Annotated in this window: 17 protein-coding genes; 9 read left to right on the top strand and 8 right to left on the bottom strand. The window is 61.3% G+C overall.

What is annotated here, in order from left to right; all coding sequences use genetic code 11:
* Positions 1-54 precede the first annotated feature (54 nt).
* Both thiS and ACEN8Q_RS24825 read right to left on the bottom strand, forming a co-directional pair.
* Entirely contained in the window at positions 55-255 is a 201-nt protein-coding gene (gene thiS, locus ACEN8Q_RS24830) for a sulfur carrier protein ThiS (protein ID WP_007953386.1), read from the bottom strand.
* Between the two features lie 188 nt (positions 256-443).
* Positions 444-815 (bottom strand): DUF423 domain-containing protein, encoded by a 372-nt coding sequence (locus ACEN8Q_RS24825; RefSeq protein WP_413703866.1) that lies wholly within the window; start codon positions 813-815, stop codon positions 444-446.
* Positions 816-889: 74 nt separating this feature from the next.
* Here ACEN8Q_RS24825 and mtgA point away from each other — a divergent pair, with 74 nt between their 5' ends.
* Positions 890-1,612 carry a monofunctional biosynthetic peptidoglycan transglycosylase gene (mtgA, locus tag ACEN8Q_RS24820; protein ID WP_413421790.1) on the top strand — a complete coding sequence of 241 codons (723 nt, stop codon included), beginning with the start codon at positions 890-892 and terminating at the stop codon, positions 1,610-1,612.
* Positions 1,613-1,811: 199 nt separating this feature from the next.
* Here the strand turns inward: mtgA and rpoH are convergent, their stop codons facing one another.
* From rpoH to ftsY, 4 genes are all read right to left on the bottom strand, one after another.
* Positions 1,812-2,666 carry an RNA polymerase sigma factor RpoH gene (gene rpoH, locus ACEN8Q_RS24815; RefSeq protein WP_007975386.1) on the bottom strand — a complete coding sequence of 285 codons (855 nt, stop codon included), beginning with the start codon at positions 2,664-2,666 and terminating at the stop codon, positions 1,812-1,814.
* Positions 2,667-2,786: 120 nt separating this feature from the next.
* Complete coding sequence (gene ftsX, locus ACEN8Q_RS24810; protein WP_413421792.1) at positions 2,787-3,809, bottom strand: permease-like cell division protein FtsX; 1,023 nt, start codon at positions 3,807-3,809, stop codon at positions 2,787-2,789.
* Complete coding sequence (gene ftsE, locus ACEN8Q_RS24805; protein ID WP_007975383.1) at positions 3,806-4,477, bottom strand: cell division ATP-binding protein FtsE; 672 nt, start codon at positions 4,475-4,477, stop codon at positions 3,806-3,808. The genes ftsX and ftsE overlap by 4 nt, the downstream gene beginning before the upstream one ends.
* Positions 4,474-5,940 carry a signal recognition particle-docking protein FtsY gene (gene ftsY, locus ACEN8Q_RS24800; protein ID WP_413703865.1) on the bottom strand — a complete coding sequence of 489 codons (1,467 nt, stop codon included), beginning with the start codon at positions 5,938-5,940 and terminating at the stop codon, positions 4,474-4,476. Before ftsY ends, ftsE begins: the two co-directional genes overlap by 4 nt.
* A 343-nt stretch (positions 5,941-6,283) precedes the next feature.
* On the opposite strand from ftsY, the gene ACEN8Q_RS24795 reads away from it, so the two are divergent.
* Genes ACEN8Q_RS24795 through ACEN8Q_RS24775 form a run of 5 tightly spaced genes read left to right on the top strand, consistent with a single transcriptional unit; the run spans position 6,284 to position 11,628 of the window.
* A complete protein-coding gene (locus ACEN8Q_RS24795) occupies positions 6,284-7,639 on the top strand; it encodes a M16 family metallopeptidase (RefSeq protein WP_413421796.1) in 1,356 nt (451 codons plus the stop codon).
* Positions 7,632-9,122: a M16 family metallopeptidase gene (locus ACEN8Q_RS24790; RefSeq protein ID WP_413703864.1), complete on the top strand. Its 1,491-nt coding sequence runs from the start codon at positions 7,632-7,634 to the stop codon at positions 9,120-9,122. Before ACEN8Q_RS24795 ends, ACEN8Q_RS24790 begins: the two co-directional genes overlap by 8 nt.
* Entirely contained in the window at positions 9,122-9,730 is a 609-nt protein-coding gene (gene rsmD, locus ACEN8Q_RS24785; protein ID WP_008019983.1) for a 16S rRNA (guanine(966)-N(2))-methyltransferase RsmD, read from the top strand. The genes ACEN8Q_RS24790 and rsmD overlap by 1 nt, the downstream gene beginning before the upstream one ends.
* 56 nt (positions 9,731-9,786) lie before the next feature.
* Complete coding sequence (locus tag ACEN8Q_RS24780; protein WP_413703863.1) at positions 9,787-10,785, top strand: hydrolase; 999 nt, start codon at positions 9,787-9,789, stop codon at positions 10,783-10,785.
* 3 nt (positions 10,786-10,788) lie between these two features.
* Complete coding sequence (locus ACEN8Q_RS24775; protein ID WP_413703862.1) at positions 10,789-11,628, top strand: AraC family ligand binding domain-containing protein; 840 nt, start codon at positions 10,789-10,791, stop codon at positions 11,626-11,628.
* 26 nt (positions 11,629-11,654) lie between these two features.
* Here ACEN8Q_RS24775 and ACEN8Q_RS24770 read toward each other — a convergent pair whose 3' ends face one another.
* Together ACEN8Q_RS24770 and ACEN8Q_RS24765 are read right to left on the bottom strand one after the other, a co-directional pair.
* Positions 11,655-12,509: a sulfurtransferase gene (locus tag ACEN8Q_RS24770; RefSeq protein ID WP_413703861.1), complete on the bottom strand. Its 855-nt coding sequence runs from the start codon at positions 12,507-12,509 to the stop codon at positions 11,655-11,657.
* 34 nt (positions 12,510-12,543) lie between these two features.
* Positions 12,544-13,215, bottom strand: a complete 672-nt coding sequence (locus tag ACEN8Q_RS24765) for a TetR/AcrR family transcriptional regulator (protein ID WP_413703860.1) — start codon at positions 13,213-13,215, stop codon at positions 12,544-12,546.
* Positions 13,216-13,360: 145 nt separating this feature from the next.
* Here ACEN8Q_RS24765 and ACEN8Q_RS24760 point away from each other — a divergent pair, with 145 nt between their 5' ends.
* The 3 genes from ACEN8Q_RS24760 (at position 13,361) to ACEN8Q_RS24750 (ending at position 17,127) form a co-directional block, all read left to right on the top strand.
* Positions 13,361-14,791: a coniferyl aldehyde dehydrogenase gene (locus ACEN8Q_RS24760; RefSeq protein WP_413703859.1), complete on the top strand. Its 1,431-nt coding sequence runs from the start codon at positions 13,361-13,363 to the stop codon at positions 14,789-14,791.
* A gap of 28 nt (positions 14,792-14,819) precedes the next feature.
* Positions 14,820-15,365: a twin-arginine translocation pathway signal protein gene (locus tag ACEN8Q_RS24755; protein ID WP_413703858.1), complete on the top strand. Its 546-nt coding sequence runs from the start codon at positions 14,820-14,822 to the stop codon at positions 15,363-15,365.
* A 166-nt stretch (positions 15,366-15,531) separates the two neighbouring features.
* Positions 15,532-17,127, top strand: coding sequence for a GMC family oxidoreductase N-terminal domain-containing protein (locus ACEN8Q_RS24750; protein WP_413703857.1), 1,596 nt, complete (start codon positions 15,532-15,534; stop codon positions 17,125-17,127).
* The last annotated feature ends 82 nt before the right edge of the window (positions 17,128-17,209 follow it).

Below are 17,209 nucleotides of genomic sequence, written 5' to 3'. Positions count from 1 at the left end.
TCCTCTGTAGGGGTGAGGTTCTTGCAGAATTCTGCGGCCACTCGGCCGAGACCACTAGCCGCCGCCGATGGCGTGCACCACTTCGACGTTGTCGCCGTCGTTCAACGTGGTGTCTGCGTGCTGGCTGCGCGGGACGATATCCAGATTGAGTTCGACCGCCACCCGACGCCCGGTCAGGTCCAGACGGGTCAGCAGGGCCGCAACGGTTTCACCGTCGGGCAGTTCAAAGGATTCGCCGTTCAACTGAATGCGCATGCCGGATGCCGCCATCATTTTTAGGGGCAGGCATTCTAGCCCGATCAGTCAGGTCGACCCAAGCCATTCGTCTGTAATGGGGCCCTGTAGGAGCGAGCTTGCTCGCGATGGACCCGAAAACACCTCGGGGTGTCAGGTTTCCAGCGTTACCGTTGACGTCCATCGCGAGCGAGCTCGCTCCCACAGGATCACGTCAGTCGCCAGGCGGCGAGGCCCAGGCAGAGCCAGCCCGCGAGGAAGGCCAGGCCGCCGAACGGGGTGACGATGCCAAGCTTGCTGACACCGGTCAGCGTGAGCACGTACAGGCTGCCGGAGAACAGCAGGATGCCGATGGCAAAGGATGCGCCGGCCCAGGTGAGCAAACGGCCGGGAACCTGCGCGGCCAACAGCGCCACGCCCAGCAGCGCCAGGGTATGCACCAGTTGATAGGTGACGCCGGTATGAAAAATCGTCAGATATTCAGGGGTCAGACGGCTTTTCAGGCCGTGGGCGGCAAAAGCCCCAAGGCCGACACCGGTGAAGCCGAAAAAAGCGGCCAGCATCAGAAAGCCACGCAGCATGCAGAACTCCAGTCAGACTCGATCAACAGGGTCTGTATAATGGCCCGCTCAACGGGTTCGGCCAAGCCATCTATATGCTGCGTATCTATTTTCGTCTTTTCACCAAGGCCGTGCTCTGGTTCATGGGTGGCAGCGTATTGCTGGTGCTGATCTTTCGCGTGGTACCGCCACCGGGGACGGCGCTGATGGTCGAGCGCAAGATCGAATCCTGGTTCGATGGCGAACCCATTGACCTGCAACGGACCTGGAAACCCTGGGACGAGATCTCCGATGACCTGAAAGTCGCCGTGATTGCCGGGGAAGACCAGAAGTTCTCCGAGCACTGGGGCTTCGATATCGGCGCGATTCAGGCCGCGTTTGCCCATAACGAGCGCGGCGGTTCGATCCGCGGCGCCAGCACCCTGAGCCAGCAAGTCTCGAAAAACCTGTTCCTGTGGTCCGGCCGCAGCTGGCTGCGCAAAGGCCTGGAGGCCTGGTTTACCGCGTTGATTGAAGTGCTCTGGCCCAAGCAGCGGATTCTTGAGGTTTATCTCAATAGCGTCGAATGGGATGAAGGGGTGTTTGGTGCAGAGGCAGCAGCCCGGTATCACTTCGGTGTAAGCGCTAAAACTCTCAGCCGCCAGCAATCGAGCTTACTGGCCGCCGTATTGCCCAACCCGCGAGTCTGGAGCGCTAGTCACCCTACTTCCTACGTCGCGCGTCGTGCCGGCTGGATACGACGGCAGATGAGTCAGCTGGGTGGTGGAAGCTATCTGGCAGGTCTCAACGATTCGCGCCGGGCGCCGTGGTCTCAATAACACGACGCCTTCCCCTGTAGGAGCGAGCCTGCTCGCGAAAAACCCAAGTGCGCCGCTGGGCATCTGGCTTTACGCGTTATCGTTCACGACCATCGCGGGCAAGCCCGCTCCCACAGGGGCCTGGGTGGACTTGAAAAATGGGCACAAACAAAAACGCCCCGATCAATGATCGGGGCGTTTTTTATTGCCTGCTCGCCAGTTACGCGGCGATCGACAACTTGAGCTTGTTCATCGCGCTCTTCTCGAGTTGGCGAATACGCTCGGCCGACACGTTGTACTTCTGCGCCAGGTCGTGCAGCGTGGCTTTTTCTTCCGCCAGCCAGCGCTGGTAGAGGATGTCACGGCTGCGGTCGTCCAGCACTTCCAGCGCTTCGTGCAGGTTGTGGTTGGAGTTGTCGCTCCAGTCGGCGTCTTCCAGTTGACGCGCCGGGTCGTACCGGTGGTCTTCCAGATAGTTGGCCGGCGACTGGAATGCACTGTCGTCGTCCGCTTCGGCAGCCGGGTCGAAGGCCATGTCATGGCCGGTCAGGCGACTTTCCATCTCGCGGACTTCCCGAGGCTCTACACCCAGGCTTTCCGCTACGCGATGGACTTCCTCGTTATTCAACCAGGCCAGACGTTTCTTCTGGCTGCGCAGATTGAAGAACAGCTTGCGCTGGGCCTTGGTGGTCGCGACTTTCACGATGCGCCAGTTGCGCAGGATGAACTCGTGGATTTCCGCCTTGATCCAGTGCACGGCAAAGGACACCAGGCGCACGCCCATTTCCGGGTTGAAGCGTTTCACGGCCTTCATCAGGCCGACGTTGCCTTCCTGGATCAGGTCAGCCTGAGCCAGGCCGTAGCCGGAATAGCTACGGGCGATATGTACGACAAAACGCAGGTGGGCGAGCACCATCTGCCGAGCCGCCCCCAAATCCTGCTCATAATAGAGACTCTCGGCCAGTTCACGCTCCTGCTCCGGCGACAGCAATGGAATGCTGTTGACGGTGTGCACATAGGCCTCCAGGTTCGCACCCGGGACCAGAGCATATGCAGGTTGCAAAGAATTGGTCATACGAAAAAACCTCCGACTTACAAACTCGTGCAGTTCAGCACTGCGAAAATTGACCGGAAACCGAAAGACAAGTTCCCTAAAACCCATAAACGCTGAAAGGTCAATACGAGCAAAATGATACTACTTAGGCGCAAGCTCCCTCAGGTGGCGTGCGACTGCAATCCATGCACCGATATACCCCAACAGCACCGCGCCAAGCAAGAGAGACAGACCGTCGGCAACTGGCACTCCAGCCAGCGCAAAGTCACTGCCGTACAAGCCGGCCAGCCCCACCACTGCATCGTTCAGCCAGTCAAGGCCGAACGCCAGTACGCCCCAAGACAGAATCCCCGCACCGAAGCCGTACAGCGCGCCCATATATAGAAAGGGCCTGCGTACATAGCTGTCAGTGCCGCCGACCAGTTTAATCACTTCTATCTCTGTGCGGCGGTTTTCAATATGAAGACGAATGGTATTGCCTATCACCAAAAGTAATGCAGAAACCAGGAGCACGGTCAGACCGAAGACAAAACGGTCACCCAGCTTGAGGATGGCGGCCAGACGCTCGACCCAGACTAAATCAAGTTGCGCCTGCTGTACCTTCGGCAACTCGGAAAGTTTTTGTCTTAATGCTTCAAGGGCTGGCTTGTCGACTTCGGTCGGCGTTACCAACACCACGCCCGGCAACGGGTTTTCCGGCAGTTCCTTGAGCGCCTCACCCAGACCGGACTGTTGCTGGAACTCTTCCAGCGCCTGCTCCCGGCCAACATATTCGGCCTCGGCGACGCCGGGCATACCCTTGATCTGATCGCGCAACGCTTCGCCTTGCGCTGGGCTCGCCTCGATTTCCAGATACAGGGAAATCTGTGCCGCGCGCTGCCAGGAACCGCCCAGACGTTCGACGTTACTTAGCAAAAGTGACAGGCCCATGGGCAAACTCAAGGCCACCGCCATCACCATGCAGGTGAAAAAACTGCCGATGGGTTGTTTGCCCAGACGGCGCAGGCTGTCCACCAGGCTGGCACGATGGCTTTCGATCCAGGCACGGAACAACGTGGCGAAGTCCGGCCCGTCGTCATCGTCGTGTTTTTTCTTTTGCGGTTGCGGATCGGCGGCTTTCGGGGCCACGCGCTCGGAAACCTTCGGGCTGCGGGTAGCACTCATACGGCAGCCTCCCCGTCGCCGATCAATCGGCCGCGTTGCAGGGTCAGCATGCGGTGACGCATGCGGGCGATCAGGGCCAGGTCGTGACTGGCGATCAGCACGCTGGTACCCAGACGGTTGATGTCTTCGAACACACCCATGATTTCGGCGGCCAGACGCGGGTCGAGGTTACCGGTCGGTTCGTCCGCCAGCAGCAAGGCCGGACGGTGGACGATGGCGCGGGCGATACCGACGCGCTGTTGCTGACCGGTGGACAGGTCACCCGGGTACAGATCGGTTTTATCCGACAGCGCCACGCGCTCCAGTGCCGAGTCCACGCGCTTGGCGATCTCGGCCTTGGACAGGCCCAGGATCTGCAATGGCAACGCGACGTTATTGAACACCGTGCGATCGAACAGCAACTGGTGATTCTGAAACACCACGCCGATCTGCCGACGCAGGAAAGGTATCTGCGCGTTGCTGATGGTGCTCAGGTCTTGCCCGGCGAGCAGCAACTTGCCGCTGGTCGGGCGCTCCATCGCCAGCAACAGGCGCAACAGGGTGGATTTACCGGCACCGGAATGGCCGGTGACAAACAGAAACTCGCCACGACGGACTCGAAAGCTCAGCTCATGCAAGCCGACGTGACCGTTCGGGTAGCGTTTACCGACCTGTTCGAAACGAATCATGAACGCTCCCGCTCGGCAAACAATGCCTGGACAAAGGGTTCTGCTTCAAAGGTACGCAAATCGTCGATGCCTTCGCCGACGCCGATGTAGCGGATCGGCAGGCCGAATTGCTTGGCCAGGGCGAAAATTACCCCGCCTTTTGCGGTGCCGTCGAGCTTGGTCAGCGCCAGGCCAGTCAGTTCGACGGTCTGGTTGAATTGCTTGGCCTGGTTGATGGCGTTCTGGCCGGTGCCGGCGTCAAGCACCAACAGCACTTCGTGAGGTGCGTCGGCGTCGAGCTTGCCGATCACCCGGCGAACTTTTTTCAGCTCTTCCATCAGGTTGTCTTTGGTGTGTAGGCGACCGGCGGTGTCGGCGATCAGCACATCGATGCCACGAGCCTTGGCGGCCTGCACGGCGTCGAAGATCACCGAAGCCGAGTCAGCGCCAGTGTGCTGCGCGATCACCGGGATCTTGTTGCGCTCGCCCCAGACCTGCAACTGCTCCACCGCCGCCGCACGGAAGGTATCGCCGGCTGCCAGCATGACTTTCTTGCCCTCCAGCTGCAGTTTCTTCGCCAGCTTGCCGATGGTGGTGGTCTTGCCGGCACCGTTGACGCCGACGACCAGAATCACGAACGGCTTGTTCTGCGAGGTGACTTTCAGCGGCTGCTCGACAGGCTTGAGCATGGCGGCCAGCTCGGCTTGCAGGGATTTGTACAGGGCATCGGCGTCGGCCAGCTCTTTGCGCGCGACCTTTTGCGTCAAACGCTGAATGATCACCGACGTGGCTTCTACGCCGACATCGGCGGTCAGCAAACGCGTCTCGAGATCTTCAAGCAGCTCGTCATCGATGACCTTCTTGCCCAGAAACAGGCTGGCCATGCCTTCGCCAATACTGGCGCTGGTCTTGGACAGGCCTTGCTTGAGACGGGCAAAGAAACCGGCCTTGGTTTCTTCGGTGCGTGCCGGCGCGGCCGGGGTTTCGACCGGAGCCGGGACGGGAGCAGCTGCTGCAACAACCGGGACTACCGGGGCTACGACGGGCGGAGCAACCGGTGCAGGTGCAGCCATAACGACGGGGGCCACCACCGGCTCGACCACAGGCGCATGGACCGGTGCCGGCGTGAACGCCGCCGAGGCCGGAATCGGCGGGGTCACATGGGGTGCCAGGTCATTCTCGACCAGTGCCACGGCCTCTTCCGCCACAGGTAAGGTCAGCCATGGCTCGGCAGCGGTAGTCAGCGGCTGCCCGATGATTTCGCGGACAGGTTCGACCTGCTGTTGCAGTACTGGCTCTGCAGTCGGCAGGACCACCGGCGCGGACGCTTGTTCTATTACCGGAGCCGCGGCAGGCGCTGGCTCAGGAGCGGGTTGTGGCTGTTCGACGGCGGGTTCCTGCGGCTTTTTGCGCAGCCATCCGAACAGGCTTTTCTTCTCGCCAGCCGCAGCTGGGGTCTTCTTGTCGTCGTTGGAACCAAACATGGAGGACGGCTATCTCACGGTAGCGACGCGCCAATGGCGCCCCGGCAATTAAATATTCGATGCAGAACAGACTGCGATTGACTCAGCTTGTTCACGCGCAACATTTTGTCGAGGTGCTCATCGGCGCCTCAAGAAATCGATTTCTCATAGGACTAAAGCAGCAAAATCGGCGAAAAAGCAGAATTTAGTTGATAAATATCCACCTTCCGTCGCAAACCCATACAACCTGATCAAGCATAAAGGCCTGATAGGCGTGGCCGCCGCTAAAACGGATCAGTATCCTAGCACCCTCTCGCCCGCTGACGCTAAGAACAAGCGGGCAGCCCCAAAGGTTTGAAAACGAATGAATGCTCTTGCCCGCCGCGCCGCAGGCCTGCTGCTCAGCACAGTTTGCCTGCCCCTTTCGGCCTTGGCTGCCGACCCGCAACCCACCCACGAATTCACCCTCGACAATGGCCTGAAGGTAGTCGTGCGTGAAGACCACCGTGCACCCGTGGTGGTTTCCCAGGTCTGGTACAAGGTCGGCTCCAGCTATGAGACACCGGGCAATACCGGCCTGTCCCACGCCCTGGAACACATGATGTTCAAGGGCAGCGAGAAAGTTGGCCCCGGCGAAGCCTCGCTGATCCTGCGCGACCTCGGCGCCGAAGAGAATGCATTCACCAGCGACGACTTCACCGCGTACTACCAGGTGCTGGCCCGCGACCGCTTGGGCGTAGCCTTCGAGCTGGAGGCCGACCGCATGGCCAGCCTGCGCCTGCCGGCCGACGAGTTCGCCAAGGAAATCGAGGTCATCAAGGAAGAACGTCGCCTGCGCACCGACGACAAGCCGATGTCCAAGGCCTACGAACGTTTCAAGGCCATGGCCTACCCGGCCAGCGGCTATCACACGCCGACCATCGGCTGGATGGCCGACCTTGAGCGAATGAATGTCGAAGAGCTGCGCCACTGGTACCAGACCTGGTATGTGCCGAACAACGCCACGCTGGTGGTGGTCGGCGACGTGACGCCTGACGAAGTCAAGGCTCTGGCCCAGCGCTATTTCGGCCCGATCGCCAAGCGTGATGTACCGGCCGCGAAAAAACCGCTGGAACTGGCCGAACCCGGCGAGCGCCAGATCACCCTGCACGTACAGACTCAACTGCCAAGCCTGATGCTGGCCTTCAACGTGCCGGGCATAGCCACCGCCGACGACAAGCGCCTGGTCAACGCCCTGCGCCTGATCTCGGCGCTGCTCGATGGCGGCTACAGCGGGCGCATCCCGACGCAACTGGAGCGCGGTGAAGAACTGGTGTCCGGCGGCTCGTCGAGTTACGACGCCTATACCCGTGGCGACAGTCTCTTCACCCTGTCGGCATCGCCAAACTCACAGAAGCACAAAACCATCGCCCAGGCGCAAGCCGGTTTGTGGAAGCTGCTCGAACAACTGAAAACCACCGCGCCGACCGCCGAAGAACTGGAGCGCGTACGCGCACAAGTCATTGCCGGCCTGGTTTACGAGCGCGACTCGATCACCAGCCAGGCTACTGCCATCGGCCAACTGGAAACCGTCGGCCTGTCATGGAAGCTGATGGACACCGAACTGGCCGACCTGGAAAGCGTGACACCGCAAGATATCCAGAAAGCCGCCAAGCTGTATTTCACCCGCGAACGTCTCAGCGTCGCCCATGTACTGCCTCTGGAGACGACTCATGAGTGAGCGTAAACCCTCCCGCCCGGCCCTGATCGGCCTGGTCGCCGTTGCCGTTATCGGTTCCGCTGCGTTCTATTTGTCACGCCCTGGCGAAACCAGTGCCAGCGAAGCCCTGGACAAGGCCAAGGCCAGCCAGAAACTGCAATCGCTGACCGAACTCAACGGCAAGGCACCGGACCACCGCAAGCTCGACGTGCAGACCTGGAACACCGCTGAAGGCACCAAGGTACTGTTCGTCGAAGCCCATGAGCTGCCGATGTTCGACATGCGCCTGATCTTCGCTGCCGGCAGTAGCCAGGACGGCAATACACCGGGCCTGGCGGTGTTGACCAACGCCATGCTCAACGAAGGCGTGGCCGGCAAAGACGTCGGTGCCATTGCCCAGGGCTTCGAAGGCTTGGGTGCCGACTTTGGCAACGGTGCCTATAAGGACATGGCAATCGCTTCACTGCGCAGCCTGAGCGCCAAGGACAAGCGCGAGCCGGCCCTGAAACTTTTTGCCGAAGTCATCGGCAAGCCGACTTTCCCTGCCGATTCGCTGGCCCGCATCAAGAACCAGATGCTCGCCGGTTTCGAATACCAGAAACAGAACCCCGGCAAACTGGCCAGCCTGGAACTGATGAACCGCTTGTACGGTGATCACCCGTACGCGCATTCCAGCGACGGCACGGCGAAAACCGTACCGGCGATTACCGCGGCACAACTGCGTACGTTCCACGAGAAAGCCTACGCAGCGGGTAACGTGGTGATCGCGCTGGTCGGTGACCTGTCCCGCGCGGAAGCCGAGACGATTGCCGCACAGGTTTCCAGCGCGCTGCCCAAAGGTCCGGCCTTGCCGAAAATCGCGCAACCAGTCGAGCCCAAGGCTGGCGTCAACCATATCGAGTTCCCGTCCAAGCAGACCAACCTGTTGCTCGCGCAATTGGGCATCGACCGTGACGACCCGGACTACGCGGCATTGTCCATGGGTAACCAGATTCTCGGTGGCGGCGGCTTCGGCACCCGGCTGATGAGCGAAGTGCGCGAGAAGCGTGGCCTGACTTACGGCGTATATTCGGGCTTCACGCCGATGCAGGCGCGTGGCCCGTTCATGATCAATCTGCAAACCCGCGCCGAGATGAGCGAAGGCACCCTGAAGCTGGTACAAGATGTGCTGGCCGATTACCTTAAAACCGGCCCGACCGAAAAAGAGCTCGACGACGCCAAGCGCGAACTGGCCGGCAGCTTCCCGCTGTCTACCGCCAGCAACGCCGACATCGTCGGCCAGCTGGGCGCCATCGGTTTCTACAACCTGCCGTTGAGTCACCTGGAAGACTTCATGCAACAGTCCCAGGCCTTGACCGTCGAGCAGGTCAAAGCCGCCATGAACAAACACCTGAGCACGGACAAAATGGTCATCGTCAGCGCTGGCCCGACCGTGTCGCAACAGCCGTTACCGGCCCCTACTGATAAACCTTCCGAGCAGCCGCTCGGGGTTCCGGAGCACTAATGGCCCATCCAAAAAAACCCGCCAAAAACGTCCACAACGGCGTAAACCAGCTGCGCATCATCGGCGGCGAATGGCGCAGCCGGAAGCTGAGCTTCCCCGACGCCCCGGGCCTGCGCCCGACGCCGGACCGCGTGCGTGAAACCCTGTTCAACTGGCTCGCACCGTACGTGCCGGGCGCCAAGGTGCTCGACCCGTTCACCGGTAGTGGCGCGCTGTTCCTCGAAGCCTTGTCCCGTGGTGCGGCCATGGGTCAGGCGCTGGACGCCAGCAGCCTTGCGGTATCGAGCCTGAAGGAACACCTGGGCACACTGCGTTGCACCAACGGCCAGGTCCAGACCGCCGATGCCCTGCGCTATCTGGAAACCCAGACCGCAACAGCCTACGACCTGGTGTTCCTCGACCCGCCGTTCAACCAGAATCTGTTGCCCGCCGTTTGCAAGTTGCTCGAAGAGCGCCAATGGCTGGCCGAAGATGCATGGGTGTACACCGAAAGCGAGTCCGCGCCGTCGACCCTGGGCCTGCCGCAGAACTGGCGCCTGCACCGGGAGCAAAAATCCGGGCGCGTCTACTACTCGTTGTGGCAACGTATGGCAGAGATCGCCGGTTAACCGACCGGCCTGAAAAAGGTGCGTAGGCGCTACGCACCGCTGCATCGAGAATGATCGTGTCTCATCCGCCAGAACGCTTCACCCCCGCCTTCGGCCTCGGCAACCCGCACTTGCAAACCTTGTGGGGACCGCTGTGGCGTAAAACCGTGCACATCGGCCGCGAACGCGAACGCCTGTGGCTTGAAGATGGCGACTTTCTCGATCTGGACTGGCACGGCCCACACAGCGCAGACGCGCCTTTGGTGCTGGTGTTGCACGGGCTCACCGGTTCGTCGAACTCGCCTTACGTGGCCGGGATGCAGAAAGCCCTGGGCGACCGGGGCTGGGCCAGCGTCGCGCTGAATTGGCGCGGTTGCTCCGGCGAACCCAATCTGCTGCCGCGCAGCTACCATTCCGGCGCCAGTGAAGACCTGGCCGAAACCATCAGGCACTTGCGGGCCAAACGGCCTCTCGCGCCACTGTATGCGGTGGGTTACTCGCTGGGCGGCAATGTCCTGCTCAAGCACTTGGGCGAAACCGGCAGCGACAGCGGCGTGACGGGGGCCGTGGCGGTGTCGGTACCGTTTCGCCTGGACCAGTGCGCCGACCGTATCGGCCAAGGCTTCTCCAAGGTTTACCAGGCGCACTTCATGCGCGAGATGGTCGCCTACATCAAGAACAAGCAGCGGCAGTTCCAGCACGACGGACGCGAGGAGGGCCTGGCAGCCCTGGCGGCCCTCGGATCACTGGAAAACATGCGCACGTTCTGGGATTTCGATGGCCGGGTTACCGCGCCGCTGAACGGTTTCGCCGATGCCGAGGATTACTATCGCCGGGCCTCCAGCCGCTATTTCCTCGGCGAAATCCGTACGCCGACCTTGATGATCCAGGCTGCCGACGACCCCTTCGTGTTTCCCCACAGCCTGCCGCACGTCGATGAGCTGTCCGCTTGCACGCAATTCGAACTGCAAGCCAAGGGTGGGCATGTCGGTTTCGTCGACGGCACGCTCAGGCAGCCGAGTTACTACCTGGAACGGCGCATCCCCGAGTGGCTGGCCGCCGTAGGGCGCGCTTGAATCATGGAAGCGGACCAAGGCGAGTCGATCCATTTCTGGCAAACCCCGCCACTGGCCGGGGTCGAGTTGTTGTCCGCCCGCTACATCGATCATCGCTTCGCTCCCCATGTGCATGACGGCTATGTGATCGGCATGATCATGGCCGGCGCCCAGCGTTATCGCTATCGCGGCGCCGAACACCTGGCGGGCAGCGGCACGCTGGTGCTGATCAACCCCGATGAATTGCACACCGGCCACAAGGGTACGGAGGATGGCTGGCTGTACCGGGCGTTTTATCCGGACAGCGAACAGATACTCTCGCTGTTGGCCGAACTCGAACTGCCAACCCACAACCCGCCAGCCTTCGGCGCCACGCTGTATCGCGACCAGGATCTGGTGAGCGGTTTCTGTCAATTGCACCGCTTGCTGGAAAGCCCCGCCACCGCGCTGCAACAGCAAACCGCCTGGCGCGAGCTGATGCTGTCGCTGTTACAACGCCATGCGGCGGTCCCCGATGCCGCTAAGCCTGGCAAGGAACATCGGGCCGTGAGCCTGGCCAAGGAATTGCTGCACGCGCAACTGGCAGCACCGCCCTCATTGGAGACACTGGCGGCGGCGGTCAACCTTTCGCCCTTCCATTTCGCCCGGGTGTTCCGCCGGGCCACCGGCATGCCGCCGCACACCTGGCTGATGCAGCAGCGCATCGCCCGGGCGCGCGGGTTATTGCAAAGTGGTTGTTTACCGCTGGAAGTCGCAACGCAACTGGGGTTTGCCGACCAGAGCCATCTGAGTCGGCAGTTCAAGCAGGTATATGGGGTTGGACCGGGGGCGTATCGCAGTGCAAAACGGGGACTTGAGGCTTAACGAGATCCCACAAGGTTTCGTGGTGCTCATTCGCCTGTGGCGACGCCCCGCGCAGGCTCGTTGATCCATTCGCTCCACGACCCGGCATACAACGAACCCAACGGATATCCGGCCAGACACAACGCAAACAGGTTGTGGCACGCCGTGACGCCGGAACCGCAGTACGCCACCAGATCATTCGGCGAGCGATCACCCAGTTTGGCGGCGAAACGCTGCTTGAGCTGATCGGCCGGCAGGAAGCGCCCATCACTGCCCAGGTTGTCGGTAAACGCCGCGCACTGGGCGCCGGGAATGTGCCCGGCTATCGGATCGATCGGCTCCACTTCGCCCTTGAAACGCGGCAGTGCACGAGCATCGAGCAGGGTCAGTTCCGGTCGGACGAGGCGCTTTTGCAGCTGCTCGGCACTGATCAGCAACGCCGTGTCAGGACTGCCGGTGAAAGAGCCACGGACGATCGTCGGCGGATCAAGGCTCAGTGGCAAACCAGCCGCATGCCAGGCCTTGAGACCGCTATCAAGGATGAATACACCGTCGCGCTTGCCCAACCATGCCAGCAACCACCAGGCCCGCGCCGCATAGGCACCCGGACCGTCGTCATACAGAACCACTTCGCTATCGGCATTGATGCCCCAGGCTTGCAGGCGCTCAATCAACTGCGCCGGCTCGGGCAACGGATGACGCCCGGTCACGCCCTTGACCACGGCGCCACTCAGATCACGCTCAAGATCGGCATAGCTCGACCCGGCGATGTGCCCTTCGGCGTAGCTGCGCTGACCGTAATCCGGGTCTTCGAGGGCAAAACGACAATCCAGAATCACCAGCCCCGGCTGGTCCTTTTTCAGGTCCAGTGCGTGCGGGCTGATCAATTGCGCAATGGGCATAGCGGGCTCCTGTGATTTTTATCGGATTTCGATCCTACGACACTTCCTCAAGCGCTTGGGCCAAGGGCACGTAAAACTCTTCGAACAAGGCGTTGACCGCATCGCGGGCCAGATCCGTGACAAACCCGGCTTCCAGCACCAGCACCTGATACACCCCGCGTTTAATGGCCTGCTCACTCAAATGGCTGGAGTTTTCCCGCGTGGTGCACAGAAAACGCACCCAGGACGTGAGGATGATCCAGGCATTGAGCGTCAGGGACTCGATCTGCACCTTGTCCATCTTCAGGATACCGGCGGCAACAAAACCTTCGTAGATCGCCGCCCCCTGGATCAGGCAGCGCTGGGAGAAGCGTCGATAGCGGTCGGCCAGGTCGGGATCGCTGTCGAGCAAATGTTCGAGATCGCGATGCAGAAACCGGTAGCGCCACATCGCCGACAGCAGCTCCTTGAGGTAGAAGCGCTTGTCTTCCACCGTGGCAGCGCGGCCCTGAGGCGGGCGCAGGAAGCTGTCCACCAGGCTTTCGTACTCGCTGAACAGCACGGCGATGATCGCCTGCTTGTTCGGGAAGTGGTAGTACAGGTTGCCCGGGGAAATTTCCATGTGGGCAGCAATGTGGTTGGTGCTGATGCTGCGCTCGCCCTGTTGATTGAACAGCTCCAGGCTGTTCTGCACGATGCGCTCGCTGGTTTTGATCCGTGGGGCCATGGCTTGAGCTTTAATTCAGAGTGCGTTGACGGGCATCTTAGAGCTATCCGCGAGCGGATAAAACAAAGCTGTTACAGGATGTCATTTGACTTTTTAGAGCATAGACTCTAAAAAGTGCCTCATTACAATAAATCCGGAGCCGACCATGACTGCTGACATTTCCTACCTGCAGAACCAACAGCAGTCGCTGGAAGAGCTTCAGGCCCTGTTTGTCGCCCAGCGTTCCGCGTACGCCGCCAATCCGATGCCACCCGCTGCGCAGCGCCAGCAATGGCTCAAGGTGCTCAAGGATTTATTGAGTAATGAACGCCAGGCCCTGATCGATGCGATCAGCCAGGACTTCAGCCATCGCAGCGCCGATGAAACCCTGCTCGCCGAACTGATGCCCAGCCTGCACGGCATTCATTACGCCAGCCGCCACCTCAAGGGCTGGATGCGCGCTTCGCGGCGCAAGGTCGGTGTTGCCTTCCAGCCGGCTTCGGCGAAAGTGGTTTACCAGCCGTTGGGCGTGGTTGGGATCATCGTGCCGTGGAACTACCCGCTGTACCTGGCCATCGGTCCGTTGGTCGGCGCGCTGTCGGCGGGCAACCGGGTGATGCTCAAGCTCAGCGAATCAACGCCCGCGACCGGCCTGTTGATGAAGCAGCTGCTGGCGCGAATCTTCCCTGAAGACCTGGTTTGCGTGGTCCTGGGCGAGGCCGATATGGGCGTGGCGTTTTCACGCCTGCCATTCGATCACCTGCTGTTCACCGGTGCCACCAGCATCGGCAAGCACGTGATGCGCGCCGCCGCGGAAAACCTGACCCCGGTGACCCTGGAGCTGGGCGGCAAATCCCCGGCCATCGTTTCTCGCGACGTACCGCTCAAGGACGCCGCCGAGCGCATCGCCTTCGGCAAGACCCTGAACGCCGGCCAGACCTGCGTGGCCCCGGACTATGTGCTGGTGCCGGAGGATCGCGTCGGAAGTTTCGTCGAAGCCTATCGCTGCGCTGTCCGCGGGTTTTATCCGACGCTGGCCGACAACCCGGACTACACCGCGATCATCAATGAACGACAACTGACGCGCCTCAACGGTTACGTCAGCGACGCCACCAGCAAGGGTGCGCTGCTGATGCCGTTGTTCGACCAGGGCCAGGGCCGCCGCATGAGCCATAGCCTGCTGCTCAATGTCACTGACGACATGACGGTGATGCAGGACGAGATCTTCGGGCCGCTGCTGCCGATCGTGCCGTACAAGGATCTGGACCAGGCATTTGCCTACATCAACCAGCGCCCTCGCCCACTGGCGCTGTATTACTTCGGTTATGACAAGCGCGAACAACAGCGCGTGCTGCACGAAACCCACTCCGGCGGCGTGTGCCTGAACGACACGCTGCTGCACGTCGCCCAGGACGACATGCCGTTCGGCGGCATCGGCCCCTCGGGCATGGGCCACTACCACGGCCATGAAGGCTTCCTGACGTTCAGCAAGGCCAAGGGCGTATTGATCAAACAGCGGTTCAACGCGGCGAAGCTGATCTACCCGCCGTACGGCAAATCCATCCAGAAGCTGATCCAGAAGCTGTTCATCCGCTAACGATCGTCACCGTCGGGTAATAACAACAATGAACCCAAGCCTGTCCGATTCACCCGCGCTGTCACGGCGCGGGTTGCTTAAATTCAGCCTCGGCGCCACAGCGTTCCTCACCACCGCCGGGCTCGGAGCCAGCCTCAGCGGCTGTTCCTCGAGCGTCCCGGCCAGTGGTTTCACCACGTTACGCAGCGGCGACCTGCTGTTTTTGCGGGCGTTGATTCCGGTCATGCTCGAGGGTGCCGTGACCTCCGAACGGATGCCCGAGGCTGTCGAAGGCACACTCAAAAGCCTGGATTACAACCTCGCCCATCTGTCGCCGGAAATGCTCAAGCTGACTCGGCAACTGTTCGATGTGCTGGGCATGGCCGTGACCCGCGGACCGCTGACCGGAATCTGGGGCAGTTGGGAAAACGCCAGCGCCGACGATATCCGGCGCTTTCTCGATCGCTGGGAAAACAGCTCGTTGAGCCTGTTGCGCATGGGCCACAGCTCCTTGCTGCAACTGGTGATGATGGCCTGGTACGGGCGCAAGGAATCGTGGGCGCATTGCGGGTATCCCGGGCCGCCAACCGTCTGAAATCGAGTCGACCCCATCGCGAGCAAGCTCGCTCCCACAGGTTTGAAGTGGCCGCACCTTTTGTGAACGACTTGATCCTGTGGGAGCGAGCATGCTCAGGGCTGCGTTCCGACGATAGCGTCAGCCGCTTCACCGCCTACTCCAACAATAAAAAGAGAATCCGAAGATGCCCGTACCCGATCCGTTCCGCGAAGGCATGGCCCGAGGCTGGAAAACCTACGACGGCTCGCAACTGACCCAGGACCTGACACTCGAAGCGGACGTGGCGATCATCGGCAGCGGTGCCGGCGGCGGTACCACGGCTGAAATCCTCAGCGCGGCCGGCTACAAGGTGTTGTTGATCGAGGAAGGCCCGCTCAAGACCAGCAGCGACTTCAAGCTGCTCGAAGACCAGGCCTACACCAGCCTTTATCAGGAAGGCATTGGTCGCATGAGCAAGGACGGGGCGATCACCATCCTCCAGGGCCGGGCGGTGGGCGGCACCACGTTGATCAACTGGACCTCCAGTTTCCGCACCCCGGAGCCAACCCTGGAGCACTGGGCCAAAGAGCACAACGTCAAGGGCCACAGCCCGGCGGAAATGGCGCCGTGGTTCGAACAAATGGAACAACGCCTGGGCGTCGCGCCGTGGATGGTGCCACCCAACGCCAACAATGATGTGATCCGCAAGGGCTGCCAGGCGCTGGGCTACAGCTGGCACGTCATCCCGCGCAACGTTCGCGGCTGCTGGAACCTCGGATACTGCGGCATGGGCTGCCCGACCAACGCCAAGCAATCGATGATGGTCACCACCATTCCAGCCACCCTGGAAAAGGGCGGCGAGCTGCTTTACCTGGCCCGCGCCGAAAAACTCATGATCAGCGGCGACCGGGTCACCGGCCTGCAATGCTCGGCGATGGACGAACGCTGCGTCGCACCGACCGGGCGCACCATCACGGTCAAGGCGCGGCATTTCGTGCTGGCCGGTGGCGGCATCAACAGCCCGGCCTTGCTGATGCGCTCCGGGGCACCCGACCCGCACAAGCGCCTTGGAAAACGTACGTTCCTGCACCCGGTGAACATGTCTGCCGCGTTGTTCGACGAGGTGGTCAACCCGTTCTACGGCGCGCCACAGTCGATCTATTCCGACCATTTCCAATGGCAGGATGGCACCACCGGCAAAATGTCCTACAAACTGGAGGTCCCGCCCCTGCACCCGGCGCTGGCCACGACACTGCTCGGTGGGTTTGGCCAGGAAAACTCGCAGCACATGGCCAACCTGCCCCATACCCACGCCATGCTGGCGTTGCTGCGGGACGGTTTTCACCCGGACAGCCCCGGGGGCAGCGTCGAATTGCGCAGCGACGACACGCCGGTGCTGGATTATCAGCTCTCGCCTTACGCCTGGGATGGATTGCGCCGGGCGTTCCATACCATGGCCGAGATCCAGTTTGCCGGTGGCGCCAAGGCCGTCATGCCGATGCACGCCGATGCCCGTTATGTGAAGACCCTCGCCGAAGCCCGCACGCTGATCGACGGCCTGAGCCTGGAGTTGTACCGCACGCGCCTGGGCAGCGCCCATGTGATGGGCGGTTGCGCCATGGGCGAAAGCCCGGAAACTGCGGTGACCGACAGCCTCGGCCGGCATCATCAACTGGGCAATCTGTCGATCCACGACGGCTCGCTGTTCCCCACCAGCATTGGCGCCAACCCGCAGCTATCGGTCTACGGACTGACGGCGCAACTGGCGACAAACCTGGCCGAGCGTTTAAAAAACTCATGAAAATGACGATAATTCCCATCGTCTATAGTGCTTTCTTACCCAACAGGCGACTTGGCCGACCGGGAAGGCTGCGATACCATCC

Source organism: Pseudomonas sp. Pseusp16 (assembly GCF_047324915.1).
In the GTDB taxonomy this organism is placed as follows: domain Bacteria; phylum Pseudomonadota; class Gammaproteobacteria; order Pseudomonadales; family Pseudomonadaceae; genus Aquipseudomonas; species Aquipseudomonas fluorescens_CD.
This window is presented reverse-complemented; position numbering and strand designations above follow the sequence as displayed.

Coding starts and splice junctions, on each gene's coding strand:
- thiS (WP_007953386.1), bottom strand. CDS start 255: ATGCGCATTCAGTTGAACGGCGAATCCTTTGAACTGCCCGACGGTGAA.
- ACEN8Q_RS24825 (WP_413703866.1), bottom strand. CDS start 815: ATGCTGCGTGGCTTTCTGATGCTGGCCGCTTTTTTCGGCTTCACCGGT.
- mtgA (WP_413421790.1), top strand. CDS start 890: ATGCTGCGTATCTATTTTCGTCTTTTCACCAAGGCCGTGCTCTGGTTC.
- rpoH (WP_007975386.1), bottom strand. CDS start 2,666: ATGACCAATTCTTTGCAACCTGCATATGCTCTGGTCCCGGGTGCGAAC.
- ftsX (WP_413421792.1), bottom strand. CDS start 3,809: ATGAGTGCTACCCGCAGCCCGAAGGTTTCCGAGCGCGTGGCCCCGAAA.
- ftsE (WP_007975383.1), bottom strand. CDS start 4,477: ATGATTCGTTTCGAACAGGTCGGTAAACGCTACCCGAACGGTCACGTC.
- ftsY (WP_413703865.1), bottom strand. CDS start 5,940: ATGTTTGGTTCCAACGACGACAAGAAGACCCCAGCTGCGGCTGGCGAG.
- ACEN8Q_RS24795 (WP_413421796.1), top strand. CDS start 6,284: ATGAATGCTCTTGCCCGCCGCGCCGCAGGCCTGCTGCTCAGCACAGTT.
- ACEN8Q_RS24790 (WP_413703864.1), top strand. CDS start 7,632: ATGAGTGAGCGTAAACCCTCCCGCCCGGCCCTGATCGGCCTGGTCGCC.
- rsmD (WP_008019983.1), top strand. CDS start 9,122: ATGGCCCATCCAAAAAAACCCGCCAAAAACGTCCACAACGGCGTAAAC.
- ACEN8Q_RS24775 (WP_413703862.1), top strand. CDS start 10,789: ATGGAAGCGGACCAAGGCGAGTCGATCCATTTCTGGCAAACCCCGCCA.
- ACEN8Q_RS24770 (WP_413703861.1), bottom strand. CDS start 12,509: ATGCCCATTGCGCAATTGATCAGCCCGCACGCACTGGACCTGAAAAAG.
- ACEN8Q_RS24765 (WP_413703860.1), bottom strand. CDS start 13,215: ATGGCCCCACGGATCAAAACCAGCGAGCGCATCGTGCAGAACAGCCTG.
- ACEN8Q_RS24760 (WP_413703859.1), top strand. CDS start 13,361: ATGACTGCTGACATTTCCTACCTGCAGAACCAACAGCAGTCGCTGGAA.
- ACEN8Q_RS24755 (WP_413703858.1), top strand. CDS start 14,820: ATGAACCCAAGCCTGTCCGATTCACCCGCGCTGTCACGGCGCGGGTTG.
- ACEN8Q_RS24750 (WP_413703857.1), top strand. CDS start 15,532: ATGCCCGTACCCGATCCGTTCCGCGAAGGCATGGCCCGAGGCTGGAAA.